This window comes from Lysobacter sp. FW306-1B-D06B, from assembly GCF_038446665.1.
In the GTDB taxonomy this organism is placed as follows: Bacteria; Pseudomonadota; Gammaproteobacteria; order Xanthomonadales; family Xanthomonadaceae; genus Lysobacter_J.
In genome coordinates this window covers 1,372,075-1,386,317 of sequence record NZ_CP151802.1, presented here as the reverse complement: position 1 = coordinate 1,386,317, position 14,243 = coordinate 1,372,075, and the positions used below count along the sequence as shown (strand labels likewise).

8 protein-coding genes are annotated in these 14,243 nt (G+C 68.0%); 7 read left to right on the top strand and 1 reads right to left on the bottom strand.

All coding sequences use genetic code 11. The features are described from left to right. The first annotated feature begins 336 nt into the window (after positions 1–336). The 7 genes from AAFF32_RS06290 (at position 337) to AAFF32_RS06260 (ending at position 12,286) form a co-directional block, all read left to right on the top strand. Positions 337–1,641 (top strand): MFS transporter, encoded by a 1,305-nt coding sequence (locus AAFF32_RS06290; RefSeq protein WP_216961019.1) that lies wholly within the window; start codon positions 337–339, stop codon positions 1,639–1,641. A 26-nt stretch (positions 1,642–1,667) separates the two neighbouring features. Further along, entirely contained in the window at positions 1,668–2,666 is a 999-nt protein-coding gene (locus AAFF32_RS06285) for an endo-1,4-beta-xylanase (RefSeq protein ID WP_216961023.1), read from the top strand. Continuing rightward, positions 2,663–5,518, top strand: a complete 2,856-nt coding sequence (locus AAFF32_RS06280) for a glycosyl hydrolase 115 family protein (protein ID WP_342316832.1) — start codon at positions 2,663–2,665, stop codon at positions 5,516–5,518. The genes AAFF32_RS06285 and AAFF32_RS06280 overlap by 4 nt, the downstream gene beginning before the upstream one ends. Before the next feature lie 166 nt (positions 5,519–5,684). Then, positions 5,685–7,106 carry a glucuronate isomerase gene (uxaC, locus tag AAFF32_RS06275; protein WP_216961025.1) on the top strand — a complete coding sequence of 474 codons (1,422 nt, stop codon included), beginning with the start codon at positions 5,685–5,687 and terminating at the stop codon, positions 7,104–7,106. A gap of 167 nt (positions 7,107–7,273) precedes the next feature. Beyond that, positions 7,274–9,979 carry a beta-galactosidase GalB gene (gene galB / locus AAFF32_RS06270; RefSeq protein ID WP_342317240.1) on the top strand — a complete coding sequence of 902 codons (2,706 nt, stop codon included), beginning with the start codon at positions 7,274–7,276 and terminating at the stop codon, positions 9,977–9,979. A gap of 65 nt (positions 9,980–10,044) precedes the next feature. Next, complete coding sequence (locus AAFF32_RS06265) at positions 10,045–11,139, top strand: endo-1,4-beta-xylanase (protein WP_342317239.1); 1,095 nt, start codon at positions 10,045–10,047, stop codon at positions 11,137–11,139. A gap of 112 nt (positions 11,140–11,251) precedes the next feature. Further along, positions 11,252–12,286 (top strand): SMP-30/gluconolactonase/LRE family protein, encoded by a 1,035-nt coding sequence (locus AAFF32_RS06260; RefSeq protein WP_342316831.1) that lies wholly within the window; start codon positions 11,252–11,254, stop codon positions 12,284–12,286. Between the two features lie 323 nt (positions 12,287–12,609). On the opposite strand, the gene AAFF32_RS06255 is transcribed toward AAFF32_RS06260, so the two are convergent. Continuing rightward, positions 12,610–14,067: a mannitol dehydrogenase family protein gene (locus AAFF32_RS06255; protein ID WP_216961858.1), complete on the bottom strand. Its 1,458-nt coding sequence runs from the start codon at positions 14,065–14,067 to the stop codon at positions 12,610–12,612. Positions 14,068–14,243 lie beyond the last annotated feature (176 nt).

Sequence of the window (14,243 nt, the reverse complement as noted above, 5' to 3'; positions counted from 1 at the left end):
CCAGTTGTTCTGGTTGAAACCCGTTTGACGCGGTGACCCATGAAGCAGTGCCGGCGGATGGTAGCGCTACCATTTTTTCACCGCACGCTGCGGAGCAACATGACGAAAACGGGGCCTGGAAACGTCTTTTCGCTGCAATGCAGCATGACGTTGGCCCCTTAAAGCAGGTTGGATACGCGATGTGGCAGCGCGGTTGGTCCCACGCCGGCGCTCATGCTAATGATAGCGCTACCACTTTTTCTTCCTCTTTCAATACCTGCGCGTGTGCAGGGGGACGTTCGCGACGATGCATCACACCTGCCTGCCCTTCGCGATGCCTCACGCAGGCGCGCGCGCATGAACGATCTGAGCCAGGGCACCGCGCCCGCCGCGACGACGAAGGTCGGCAACTACCGCTGGCGCGTGTGCGCGATGCTGCTGGCGGCCACGACCATCAACTACGTCGACCGCCAGGTGCTCGGCGTGCTCGCGCCGTTCCTGCAGACCGAGATCGGCTGGAACGAGATCCAGTACGGCTACATCGTCACCGCGTTCCAGGCCGCGTACGCGATCGGCCTGTTGTGCACGGGCGCGATCATCGACCGCTTCGGCACGCGCATCGGCTACGCCATCGCGATCAGCGTGTGGAGCGTGGCGGCGATGGCGCATGCGCTGGCCGGCACCGTGGTGGGCTTCGCGCTCGCGCGTTTCGCGTTGGGCCTGGGCGAAGCAGGCAACTTCCCCGCCGCGATCAAGACCGTCGCCGAATGGTTCCCGCGGCGCGAGCGTGCGCTGGCCGTGGGCGTGTTCAACGCCGGCTCCAACGTCGGCGCGGTGCTCGCGCCGCTGCTGGTGCCGATCATTGCCGCGACGTGGGGATGGCAGGCGGCGTTCCTGTTCACCGGCGTGCTCAGTGCGACGTGGCTGGTGGCCTGGCTGCTGACCTACCGCACGCCGGAGGACCAGCCCAAGCTTTCGGCCGCTGAACTGGAGCACATCCGCAGCGATCCGCCCGAACCGAGCGTCAAGGTGCCGTGGCTGCAACTGCTGCGCCACCGCCAGGCGTGGGCCTTCGTCGCGGCCAAGTTCATCACCGATCCGGTGTGGTGGTTGTTCCTGTTCTGGCTCGGCAAGTTCCTGGCCTCCGAATACAAGCTTTCGCTCGCCACCATCGGACTGCCGATGATCGTCGTATACCTCATGGCCGACGTCGGCAGCATCGCCGGCGGATGGCTCGCGGGCCGTTTCATGCGCCTGGGCTGGGACGTGAACCGCGCGCGTAAGGGCGCGATGCTCATCTGCGCGCTGTGCGTGGCGCCGATCGTGCTGGTCACGCAGGTCGACAACCTGTGGATCGCGGTGGCGCTGATCGGCCTGGCGATGGCCGGCCACCAGGGTTGGTCGGCGAACGTGTTCACGCTGCCGTCGGACATGTTCCCGCGTCACGCGGTCGCGTCCGTGGTCGGCATCGGCGGCTTCGCCGGCGCGGTGGGCGGCATGATGATGTCGGTCTTCACCGGCGCGCAGCTGGAATCCACCGGCAGCTACGCCCGCATCTTCCTGATCGCCGGCTGCGCGTACCTGATCGCGCTGCTGGTCGTGCACCTGCTGGTCCCCAAACTCAAACCCGTGGCGCTGGAAAGCAAGCCGGCAGCCGCATGACCTCATTCATCCGTAGGAGGGACGGAATGAAACATCGCCACACCATTCTTTGCGCGCTGCTCGCCGCGGCGCCGGCCATCGTCCACGCGCAGGACGCCGGCACCGCACTGGCCGCAGGGCAGCCGAAGTTCCTCGGCAGCGCGTACAGCAAACCGCAGTCGAAGGACTTCGCGCGTTACTGGAACAAGGTCACGCCTGAAAACGCCGGCAAGTGGGGCGAAGTCGAACGCAAGCGCGATCGCATGGACTGGCGCGGGCTCGACGAGGCCTATCTCGCCGCCAAGGACAACGGCCTGCCCTTCCAGATGCACGTGATGGTCTGGGGCAACCAGCAGCCGGAGTGGATCGAGAAGCTCCCCGTCGCCGAACAACGCGAGGAAATCGAGGAGTGGTTCGCCGCCGTGGCCGAACGCTATCCGCAGCTGGACTACGTCGAAGTGGTGAACGAGCCCCTCAACGATCCGCCGAACAAGGACGACAAGGGCGGCGGCAACTACATCAACGCGCTCGGCGGCAGCGGCGCGACCGGCTGGGACTGGATCATGGAATCCTACCGCCTGGCCCGCAAGCATTTCCCGAATTCCAAGCTGCTCATCAACGACTACAGCATCACCAACAAGCCCGACGCGACGAAGCGCTATCGCGAGATCATCGAGCTGCTGCGACAGGAAAACCTCGTCGATGGCATCGGCGTGCAGGGCCACGCGTTCGCCACGACGCCCGACGTCCCGATGTCGGTGCACAAGGCCAACCTCGACTCGCTCGCGCAGACCGGCCTTCCGATCTACGTGACCGAACTGGACATCGACGGCCCCACGGACGAGCAGCAACTCAAGGATTACCAGCGCATCTTCCCGGTGTTCTGGGAGCATCCGGCGGTGAAGGGCGTGACGCTGTGGGGCTTCCGCCCCGGCCTGTGGCGGCAGAAGGAAAAGGCGTACCTGGTGCGCAAGGACGGCAGCGAACGTCCGGCCCTGCAATGGCTGCGCGAGTACGTGCGCGACACCGCGAAACCGGCACCGTGACGCGAGTGCGTGCCGCCGTCGCCGCGCTGGCGATACTCGCCAGTGCGCCCGGTTTCGCGGCGAGCGGTTGCGAACAACCGGCGGCGGTCTGCGACACCGCCGTCGCCGGCGCGCTCGCACTGGTCGATCACGGCCGCACCGCGCGCGTGCTCACCGACGAAGCGGATTTTCCCGGCGTGCTGCGTGCCGCGCGCGACCTGCAAGGCGACCTGGCCAAGGTGGCCGGCGCCTCCGCGCAGGCAAAACCGACGAAAACCGCGATCATTGCCGGCACGCTCGGCCGCAGCGCGCGCATCGACCGCATCGTGAAGGCCAAACGCCTCGACACGACGGGCGTCGCCGGCACGTGGGAAGGCTACCTGTTGCAGGTCGTCGACCGCCCCGAGCCCGGCATCGACCGCGCGCTCGTCGTCATCGGCGCCGACAAGCGCGGCACCGTCTTCGGCCTGTACGAACTCTCGCGCCGCCTGGGCGTATCGCCGTGGTCGTGGTGGGCGGACGTGCCGGTGCCGGTGCGCGAAACGCGCTACATCGCGCCGGGACGTTTCACCGATGCGCCCGACGTGCGCTACCGCGGCCTCTTCCTCAATGACGAAGACCCCGCGCTGGGCGGCTGGATCAAGGCCACCTACGGCGGCCCGAACCACCAGTTCTACGAGCGCATCTTCGAGCTGATCCTGCGCCTGAAGGGCAACTACCTGTGGCCCGCGATGTGGGGCCGCGCCTTCGCCGACGACGACCCGCTCAGTCCGAAGATCGCCGACGAATACGGCGTGGTCATCGGCACCAGCCACCACGAACCGATGATGCGCGCCCACGTCGAATGGGAACGCCACGGCCAGGGCCCGTGGGATTACACGAAGAATGACGAGCGCCTGCGTGCGTTCTGGCGCGAGGGCATCTCGCGCATGGGCACGAACGAAAGCGTGGTCACGCTGGGCATGCGCGGCGACGGCGACGAGCCGATGACGCAGGGCACGGCGATCGAACTGTTGCAGACGATCGTCGCCGACCAGCGCAGCATCCTCACCGAGCTTACCGGTAAGCCGGCCGCGCAGACGCCGCAGGTGTGGGCACTCTACAAGGAAGTGCAGGACTACTTCGACGACGGCATGCAGGTGCCCGACGACGTCACGCTACTCTTCGCCGACGACAACTGGGGCAACATCCGCCGCCTGCCCAAGCCCGGCGACACGCGCGGCGGCGGCTACGGCGTGTACTACCACTTCGACTACGTCGGCGGGCCGCGCAACTACAAGTGGCTCAACACCACGCAGATCGAACGCACCTGGGAGCAGATGCACCTGGCGTACGAGTACGGCGCGCGGCAGCTGTGGATCGTCAACGTCGGCGACCTCAAGCCGATGGAGTTCCCGATCTCCTTCTTCCTCGATTACGCCTGGAAGCCCGACGCGTTCCCGCTGGAGCGCCTGCAACGCTACCCGGCCGACTGGGCGGCCAAGCAGTTCGGCGCGCAGCACGCGGCGCAGATCGGCGAGCTGCTCACGCGCTACACGCAGTACAACGCGCGCCGCAAGCCGGAGCTGATCTCGCCCGACACGTGGAGCCTGGTCAACGACGGCGAAGCGCAGCGGATCAACGCCGACTGGACCGCGCTGGCTGAGCGTGCGCATGCAATAGGCGCCGCATTGGGGCCGCAGTATCGCGACGCGTACTACCAGCTCGTCGAATACCCCATCCTCGCCAGCGCCAACCTCAACGCGATGTACGTGGCCGTCGGCCGCAACCGCCTGTATGCCGCGCAAGGCCGCGTCTCGGCGAATGCGCAGGGCGAACTTGCACGCACACTGTTCGATCGTGACGCCGAACTGGCGCGCATCTACGAGCAGGACATCGCCGGCGGCAAGTGGGTCCACATGATGTCGCAGCCGCGCATCGGCTACACCTCGTGGCAGCAGCCTGACCGGAACATCATGCCGACACTGGAACGCGTGGACGCGCGTGCCGGCGCGTCGATGGGCGTGACGGTCGAGGGCGACACGGCCGCCTGGCCGGGCGCGAAGTCCACGCCGGTGCTGCCGGCGCTGGACCCGTTCGCCGCGCGTTCGCGCGAGGTGGTGGTGTTCAATCGAGGCAGCGCGCCCTTCCACTTCACGGCCGATGCCTCGCAGCCCTGGCTGAGAGTGACGCCGACCTCCGGCGAAGTGCGCGAAGACCAGCCGCTGCGCGTCGAAGTCGACTGGAACGCCGCCCCCGCAGGCCAGCACGCCGCCCGCATCACGTTGCGCGGCGACGAAGGCACGCGGGTCGCGATCGACGTGCCGATCGTGAAGCCGGCCGACACCGCCGCCATCCACGGTTTCGTCGAAAGCGACGGCCGCATCGCCATCGAGGCCGAGCACCATGCGCGTGCCGTCGCGCCGACCGGCGTGCAATGGCGGACGATTCCGAACCTCGGCCGCACGCTCTCCGGCGTCACCTCGTTCCCGGTGACCGCAGCGGCGGGTACGACGGACGACCGTGGCGCCTGGCTGGAGTATCCGATCCACCTGGCGCGCAACGGCGAGTTCGAGGTCCGCGTCGTGATGTCGCCGACCCTGGATATCCAGCATGGCGGTGGCCTGCGTTACGCCGTTTCCATCGACGGCGAGGCGCCGCAGGTGGTGACCGTGAAATCCGATCCGACGCCCGAGCATGCCGATTTCAAGGCATGGACAAGCGCGGTGAGCGACAGTGTGTACGTCGGGGCTTCACGCCACCGCGCCGATGCGGGCAACCGCATGATGCGCGTGTGGCGCATCGACCCGGGCGTGGTGCTCCAGCGCATCGAAGTGGTGCGCAAGGGCGCGCGCGAAAGCTACCTTGGGCCGGTGGAGAGTCCGAAGCTGTAGGCATCCGAGGCAAACGAATCGCAGCGACCGCTCGTCATCCCCGCGAAAGCGGGGGTCCAGCGACGTCCGGCGATTTGGGCAAAGGCACTGGGTTCCCGCTTTCGCGGGAATGACGATCAAGGGTGGCGAGCTTGCTTCGCCGCCGAAACACACCAGAGAACACGACATGAGTTCCGCGACCGCTCTCCATCTCCACGAAGACCGCCTGTTCCCCTCCGACACCGTGCAGCGCGCCATCGCGCGCCGGCTGTACGGCGAAGTGGCCTGCCTGCCCATCGTCAGCCCGCACGGGCACACCGACCCGTCCTGGTTCGCCGGCAATGCGCCGTTCGCCAACGCGACCGAGCTGCTGCTGGTGCCGGACCATTACGTATTCCGCATGCTCTACAGCCAGGGCGTGTCGCTGGATGAAATCGGCATTCCGCGCGCCGACGGCTCCCGCGCCGATGTCGATCCGCGCGCGGCGTGGCGCGTGTTCGCGCGCAACTTCCATCTGTTCCGGGGCACGCCGTCGTCGATGTGGCTCAACCACGTCTTCCACGACGTGTTCGGTCTTCGCGAACGGCTCGGCGAAGGCACCGCCGATGCCTACTACGACCGCATCACCGAAGCGTTGCACACGCCGCAGTTCACGCCGCGCGCGTTGTTCGAGCGCTTCAACATCGAGGTGATCGCCACCACCGAATCGCCACTGGACCCGCTGGAGCATCACGCCACGATCCGCGACAGCGGCTGGAAGGGGCGCGTCATCACCGCCTACCGCCCCGACGCCGTGGTCGATCCCGAACACGAGCAGTTCCCGCACGCGCTGCGCGAGTTCGGCGCGCTGACCGGCGAAGACGTGTACAGCTGGGACGGCTACCTGCGCGCGCACCGCCAGCGCCGCGCGTTCTTCAAGCAGATGGGCGCCACCTCCACCGACCACGGCCACCCCACCGCCGCCACCGCCAACCTGCCGCCGGACGAGGCACGCAAGCTGTTCGACACCGTCGTGCGCGGTACGGCCACGCCGGCGCAGGCGGAGCTGTTCCGCGCGCAGGTGCTGACGCAGATGGCGGAGATGAGCCTGGACGACGGGCTGGTGATGCAGATCCATCCGGGCTGCTTCCGCAATCACAACGCGGGGCTGTTCGAGCGCTACGGCCGCGACAAGGGCGCCGACATCCCGCTGCGCACCGAGTACGTGCATGCGCTCAAGCCGCTGCTGGACCGCTTCGGCAACGACCCGCGCCTCACCGTCATCCTCTTCACGCTGGACGAAAGCACCTACAGCCGCGAGCTGGCGCCGCTGGCCGGCCACTATCCGACGCTGTTCCTCGGCCCGGCGTGGTGGTTCCACGATGCGCCCGAAGGCATGTGGCGCTTCCGCGAGCAGACGTTGGCCAGCGGCGGCTTCTACAACACCATCGGCTTCAACGACGACACGCGCGCGTTCCTGTCGATTCCGGCGCGCCACGATGTCGCGCGGCGCATCGACTGCGCGTTCCTCGCCAAGCTGGTGGCCGAGCACCGCATGGACGAGGACGAAGCGGTGGAAGTGGCGCGGGATCTGGCGTATCGGTTGCCGAAGCAGGCGTATCGGTTGTGATTGCCTGGACGTAGGCATCTGGAAGGGCCGTGTGATGCTGTCATTCCCGCGCAGGCGGGAATCCAACCATCCGGGCCCTCACAGTTGGATCCCCGCCTACGCGGGGATGACATCTTCAAGTGCGAGGGGCGCGAGTGCGGCCGATGACCAGCAAGTGTGTGAGGGGAATGCTGTGGGTGGCCTGTGCCGTGGTGTGGCTATGCGCTGCCGCGCCGACACTCGCGCAGCCGCCCCGCGAACGCATCCGCCTCGACACCGACTGGCGCTTCCACAAGGGCGACCCCGCCGGCACCACCGGCCTGGACTACGACGTGCGCCCCACCGTGGAGAAGAGCGCCGACGGCAAGGACGCCGACGCGCGTCCGGATGAAGCCGCGAAGGTGCACACGCGTGGCGAGCGCGTGCTCAAGCCGTGGATTCTGCCCACCGCAAATGCGTTGATCCGTGATCCTGCGCTGCGCCACGTCCGCCCTGTCGGCGATCCCGGCAGCGAAGTGAGCTACGTGCAGGCGCGGTTCGACGACAGCGCCTGGCAGCGCGTCACGCTGCCGCACGACTGGGCCATCGCCGGTCCGTTCCTCAAGGACGGCCCGTACGGCGGCATGGGTCGGCTGCAGACCTGGGGCCCGGTCTGGTACCGCCGCACGCTCGACATCCGGGCCAGCGACAAGGGCCGTTCGATCTTCCTCGATGTCGACGGCGCGATGTCGTACGCGACGGTGTGGCTCAACGGCCGTCTCGTCGGCGGCTGGCCGTACGGCTACAACGGCTGGCGCGTGGATCTCACGCCTTACGTTGTTCCCGGTGGCACCAACCAGCTCGCGATCCGCCTCGACAACCCACCCGATTCGGCGCGCTGGTACCCCGGCGCCGGGCTCTATCGCGATGTCTGGCTGGTGAAGAACGATCCGGTGCATGTCGCGCACTGGGGCACGCGCGTGACCACGCCGCAGGTGTCGACGGAACGCGCGACGATCGCGCTGGACGTGGCCGTCGACAACGATTCCGACGCCGCCGTCGACGTGGCGGTGAGCACCGACGTGTTCGCGCTCGACGCCGACGGCACGAAGACCGGCCGCGCCGTCGCGTGCATCGACGGCGGTCGCGCGCGCATCGCGGCGAAGTCCGGCGCCACGCTGTCCGGCAACACCGCCCTTGCCCGCCCGCGCCTGTGGGGCCCGCCGCCGACGCAGCAGCCGCACCGCTACGTCGCCGTCACCACGGTCACGCGCGATGGCCGCATTGTGGATCGCGTGGACACGCCGTTCGGCATCCGCACGATCCGCTTCGACGCCAACGAAGGCCTGTCCGTCAACGGCGAGCGCATCGTCATCCGCGGCGTGAACAACCATCACGACCTCGGCGCGCTCGGCGCGGCGTTCAACCTGCGTGCGGCGCAGCGCCAGCTGGAAATCCTGCGCGACATGGGCGCCAACGCCATCCGCATGGCGCACAACCCGCCCGCGCCGGAATTGCTGGAACTCACCGATCGCATGGGGCTTCTCGTCATCGACGAGGTGTTCGATTCCTGGGAGCGCAAGAAGACGCCGCTGGACTTCCACCTCGTCTTCCCTGACTGGCACGAGCCCGACCTGCGCGCGCTGCTGCGCCGCGACCGCAACCATCCCTCCATCGTGGCGTGGAGCGTGGGCAACGAAGTCGGCGAGCAGTACACGGGCGAACCCGGCGCGGCCATCGCGAAACGCCTGCACGCCATCGCACGCGAGGAAGACCCCACGCGGCCGACGATCAACGCGATGAACTGGGCCAAGCCCGACATGCCGCTGCCCGGCGCGCTGGACCTCATCGGCCTGAATTACCAGGGGGAAGGCATCCGCCAGGAGCCCGAGTTCGAAGGCACGCAGCGCATCCGCACGCCGCCGCAGTACGACGCCTTCCACGCGGCGTTCCCCGACAAGGCCATCGTCAGCACCGAAACCGCCTCCGCGCTGAGCAGCCGCGGCGTCTACCTGTTCCCGGTGACGCAGGCGTCGAGCGCGCCGGTGCGCGACGGGCGCGGCGGCGACTCGACGATCCGCCAGGTCAGCGCGTACGAACTGCACGCGGTGGATTTCGGTTCCAGCGCCGACAAGGTGTTCGCCAGCCTCGACCGGCATCCGTTCGTCGCCGGCGAGTTCGTGTGGACGGGCTTCGATTACCTCGGCGAGCCGACACCGTATTACGACTCGCGCAGTTCGTACTCCGGCATCGTCGATCTGGCCGGCTTCCCGAAGGATCGCTATTACCTCTACCAGGCGCGCTGGCGTCCGGACCTGCCGATGGCGCACCTGCTGCCGCACTGGACGTGGCCCGGCCGCGAAGGCCAGGTGACGCCGGTGCACGTGTTCACTTCCGGCGACGAAGCCGAGCTGTTCGTCAATGGCGTGTCGCAGGGTCGGAAGAAGAAGGCGCCGTTCGAGTACCGCCTTCGCTGGGACGAGGTGGTGTACCGGCCCGGCGAGCTGCGCGTGCAGGCGTACAAGGCCGGCAAGCCGTGGGCGAAGGAAACCGTGCGCACGGCCGGCGCGGCGACACGACTAGACGCGCGCGCCGATCGCCGCACGATCGCCGCCGACGGCCGCGACGTGTCCTTCATCACCGTGCGCGTGCTCGACCGCGATGGACGCTCCGTGCCGATTGCCGATCAACGCATTCGCTTCCGTGTGGAAGGCGCGGGCGAACTCGTCGCCACCGACAACGGCGATCCAACCGACATGGATGCCTTCCCCTCGCATGAGCGCGATGCGTTCAGCGGCCTGGCGCTGGCGATCGTGCGCGCGGTGCCGGGACGCTCCGGCGAGATCACCGTCCACGCCGAGGCCGACGCGCTGCAATCGGCACGCATCGAACTGACTTCACGGGAACAACCATGAAACTGCACCATCCCCTCCAACGCGCGTCCTTCGGCATGCTCGTGTTGAGCACGCTGGCGCTGGCCATGTCCGCGTGGTCGAAGGAACCGGCCACGCAACTGCAGAAAGCCTACGCCAACGATTTCCGCCTCGGCGTGGCGGTGAACGACGACATCGTCAGCGGCCGCGACGCGGCCTCGCGGGCGTTGGTGGTCAAGCACTTCAACGCCATCACCGCCGAGAACGTGATGAAGGCCGAGGTCGTCAACCCGAAGCCCGGCGTGTACGACTTCGCCGCCGCCGATGCCTTCGTCGACTTCGGCCACAGGCACGGCATGTACGTCATCGGCCACACGCTGGTCTGGCACAACCAGACGCCGGAGTGGTTCTTCCGCGATGCGAAGGGCCAGCCGAACACGCGGCAGGCGCAGATCGAGGTGATGCGCGTGTACATCGAGAAGGTGGCCGGCCGCTACAAGGGCCGTGTCGATGCGTGGGACGTGGTCAACGAGGTCATCGACGAGGACGGCAACTACCGCGATACGACCTGGGTGCGCGCCGTCGGTGATGGCGACGATCTGGTGAAGCACGCGTTCGAGTTCGCGCATCGCTACGCGCCCGACGCGCAGCTGTACTACAACGACTTCAACACCTGGCGACCGGAGAAGCGCGACGGCATCGTGCGCATGGTGAAGCAGTTGCAGGCGGCCGGCGTGCGCATCGACGGCATCGGCATGCAGGGTCACTGGGGCCTGAACTACCCGTCGCTTGCGGACATCGAAGCGGCCATCGACGCCTACGCCGCACTCGGCGTGAAGGTGATGATCACCGAGCTGGACGTGGACGTGCTGCCGCTTACGCGCGAAGGGCAGGTCATCGGCACGGTGATGGCGCACAAGCAGTTCCAGCTACCCGAGTTCAAGCGCTACCTGGACCCGTACCGCGACGGTTTGCCGCCGATGGTGCAGCAGCAACTGGCGAACCGTTACGCCGAGCTGTTCGCGCTGTTCCACCGCAAGCGCGACGTGATCGACCGCGTCAGCCTGTGGGGCGTGCACGACGGCATGTCGTGGAAGAACGACTATCCGGTGCCGGGGCGCATCAACTACCCGCTGTTGTTCGATCGCGATCGCCAGCCGAAACCTGCACTGGACGCGGTGCTGCGGGTGCCCGCACCGTAGCCGTAGCCCGGGTAAGGCCAAAGGCCGCGCCCGGGGTACCCTCACCGCAAGCGCCTCCCCGGGTGCGCTTCGCTTACCCGGGCTACTGCCGATCCTTACGAGGAACCGCACCATGCCGCATGCCGTTCGCATCACCGCGCTGTTGCTGTCGTGCTCACTCCTTGCCGCTTGTGCGTCGCCGCACGAAGCGACGCCACGCTACGAGGCGGTGGGTCGCATCAAGGCGTTCGACCCGGCCTTCCATGCACTGGTGCCGAAGGACGCGCGGATCGAAAAGATTGCCGAAGGCTTCGAATGGTCCGAAGGCCCGGCGTGGATCGCCAACGGCGACTACCTGCTGTTCAACGACGTGCCGGCCAACACGATGCACCGCTGGTCCGCGCTCGATGGCGCGTCGGTGTTCCTCAAGCCCTCCGGCTACGACGGCACCGACCTGTCCGGCCTGCGCGAGGCCGGTGCGAACGGGCTGGAAGCCGAACCGGGCGGCACGGTGCTGCTGGCCGATTCGGGCTCGCGGCTGATCGCGCGCTTCAACCCGACGGACAAGACCCGGACGACGCTGGCGGCGACCTTCGAAGGCAAGCGCTTCAACAGCCCCAACGACATCGCGCGCCGCAGCGACGGCACGGTGTTCTTCACCGACCCGCCATACGGACTGAAGGGCATCGACGAATCGCCGCTGAAGGAGCAGCCGGTGAACGGCGTCTATCGCCTGGATGCGGACGGTTCCGTGCACCTGATCGAAGGCGCGCTGAAGTTTCCCAACGGCGTGGCGCTGTCGCCGGACGAGCGCACGTTGTACGTCGCCAATTCCGACCGCGCGCATCCGGTGTGGATGGCGTACGCGATCGACGCGAAGGGCGAGGTGCGCGACCGCCGCGTGCTGGCCGATGCGTCCGACCTGGCGGCCGCTGCGGAGGGTGCGCCGGATGGGTTGTGCGTTTCGCGCGACGGTCATCTGTTCGCCAGCGCGCCGGGCGGGTTGCTGGTGATGGACGCGAACGGCAAGCGATTGGGGATGATCGAGACCGGCGCGCGCGTGTCCAACTGCGCCTTCGGCGACGACGGGCGCACGCTGTACCTCACCTCGCACACGTTCGTGGCGCGGGTGCGGGTGACGGCGGTGGGGGCGGGGTTCGGCCCGTAGGATCGTCCGACCTCGCGTTCCTGCTCGCGGTCGCCCGGTAAGCCAAGCGCACTCCCTGCTTGCAGGGGGAGGGGCAAGAGCCGAGGCGAAAAGCAAAAGCTCGAGTAGCCCGGGTAAGCGAAGCGCACCCGGGGTCCCGCACGCATCACCCGGGTGCGGCCTGCGGCCTTACCCGGGCTACGACGCGGCGCAGGCAACTCCCTCCCCTGCTTGCAGGGGGAGGAGCAAAACCGCCGCCGCCCAGAACTGCCACCGCCAAATAAAACGGGCCACGCGATCCGGAGGGAGTGCGATCGCGCGGCCCCAAAACCTGCGCTGGTGCCCTATGCGTCCGCCAGCGCCCTCGCGACCGCGTCGGGCGAACCGTCACCGAGCGCCGCGTACGCCGCGCACAACCCCTCGACGAACCGCGCGTCCTCCGACAGCGACGCGAACACCGCATCCAGTTGCAGGAACGCCGCAACGTCATGCACCGCATCGCCGTTGGTGGCGAGGCCGACCGCCGACAGCGCCTCGTTCATCGGATCCACCAGCGCCACGCCCGCGTTCGCCTGGCGACGCACGAAGCGCAACCAGCCCGCCACCGGCAGGCACAGGCGGTCGATCGGACGCCCCGCCTCCAGCGCGTCGGCGATCGTGCCCAGCAACCGCACCGGGATCTTCTGTGAGCCGTCCCAGGCGATCTGCGCCAACTTGTGCTGGATCGCCGGATTGCGGAAGCGCGCCAGAATGTCGCCCGCATAACGCTGCGCGTCGAAGCCGCGCGGCGCGGCGACGTTCGGTGCGATCGCCTCGCGCATCAGCCGCTCGACGAAACCGGCCAGCACCGGCGTGGCCATCGCCTGCGCGACGGTCTCGATGCCCATCAGCGAACCCAGGTACGCCAGCGCCGAATGCGGTGCGTTGAGCAGCCGCAGCTTGGCCTTGTCGTAGCCGGCGATCTCGTTGCTCATCGTCACGCCCGCGCGCTCCAGCGGCGGGCGGCCGTTGCAGAACGCGTCCTCGACCACCCACTGCGTGTAGGCCTCGCGCTGCACGGGCCAGGCATCGGTGCAGCCCAGTTCCGCCGCGACGCGCGCGCGCACCGGCTCGTCAGTGGCCGGCGTGATGCTGTCCACCATCGAACGCGGGAAAGCGCCGTTCTCCGCGATCCAGCATGCGAGGTCGCGGTCCAGTCGCTGCGCGAAGGCCACCACCGCGCGACGCAGCTTGCCGCCGTTGTCGGGCAGGTTGTCGCAGCTGAGCACGGTGTACGGCGGCAGTCGCTGCGCCTTGCGACGACGCAGGCCTTCGACGAGGTAGCCGATCGCACTGACCGGCGTGTCGGGGTAGATCAGGTCGTGCGCGATGTCCGGGTGGCCGAAGTCGAGTTCGTTGCCCGAGAGGCAGTAACCCTTCTCGGTGATCGTCAGCGTCACCAGGCGCACGCCGGGGTCGGCGAGTCGATCGAGCACGAGCGCCCCCTGCTCGCGTGCGGCCAGCACTTCGCGCAGCGCGCCGATCACGCGCAGGCGCGGCTGTTCGCCCAGCAGCGCGAGCGTGTACAGGCCGTCCTGCGGCGCCAGCGCGTCGCGCACGTCGCGGCTGTTGAGCGAGACACCGCAGATGGCCCAGTGCGGGTCGTGCGCGAGCATGTCGTCCACGTACACCGCCTGGTGCGCGCGATGGAATGCGCCGACGCCGAGGTGGACGATGCCGATGGTGGCGGCGGCGCGGTCGTAGGCGGGACGCTGGATGGCGTGCGGAAGGTGCTCGAGAGTGGTGTTGCTGAGGCGTTGCATCGGGAATTCGGTCTTCGTCGTTTCGGGTGGTTCGGGTGCGTTGGTGGTGTTGCTGTTGCTGTTGCTGTTGCTGCTGTTCTTTTCTGTCGTCATTCCCGCGAAAGCGGGAATCCAGTGACCTCCCTCGACCGCCAAGGCGCTGGATCCCCGCTTTCGCGGGGATGACGGACTGTCAG

Excerpts from the sequence above, each read along its gene's own strand:
- AAFF32_RS06290 (WP_216961019.1), top strand. The coding sequence starts at position 337 with ATGAACGATCTGAGCCAGGGCACCGCGCCCGCCGCGACGACGAAGGTC.
- AAFF32_RS06285 (WP_216961023.1), top strand. The coding sequence starts at position 1,668 with ATGAAACATCGCCACACCATTCTTTGCGCGCTGCTCGCCGCGGCGCCG.
- uxaC (WP_216961025.1), top strand. The coding sequence starts at position 5,685 with ATGAGTTCCGCGACCGCTCTCCATCTCCACGAAGACCGCCTGTTCCCC.
- galB (WP_342317240.1), top strand. The coding sequence starts at position 7,274 with ATGCTGTGGGTGGCCTGTGCCGTGGTGTGGCTATGCGCTGCCGCGCCG.
- AAFF32_RS06265 (WP_342317239.1), top strand. The coding sequence starts at position 10,045 with ATGTCCGCGTGGTCGAAGGAACCGGCCACGCAACTGCAGAAAGCCTAC.
- AAFF32_RS06260 (WP_342316831.1), top strand. The coding sequence starts at position 11,252 with ATGCCGCATGCCGTTCGCATCACCGCGCTGTTGCTGTCGTGCTCACTC.
- AAFF32_RS06255 (WP_216961858.1), bottom strand. The coding sequence starts at position 14,067 with ATGCAACGCCTCAGCAACACCACTCTCGAGCACCTTCCGCACGCCATC.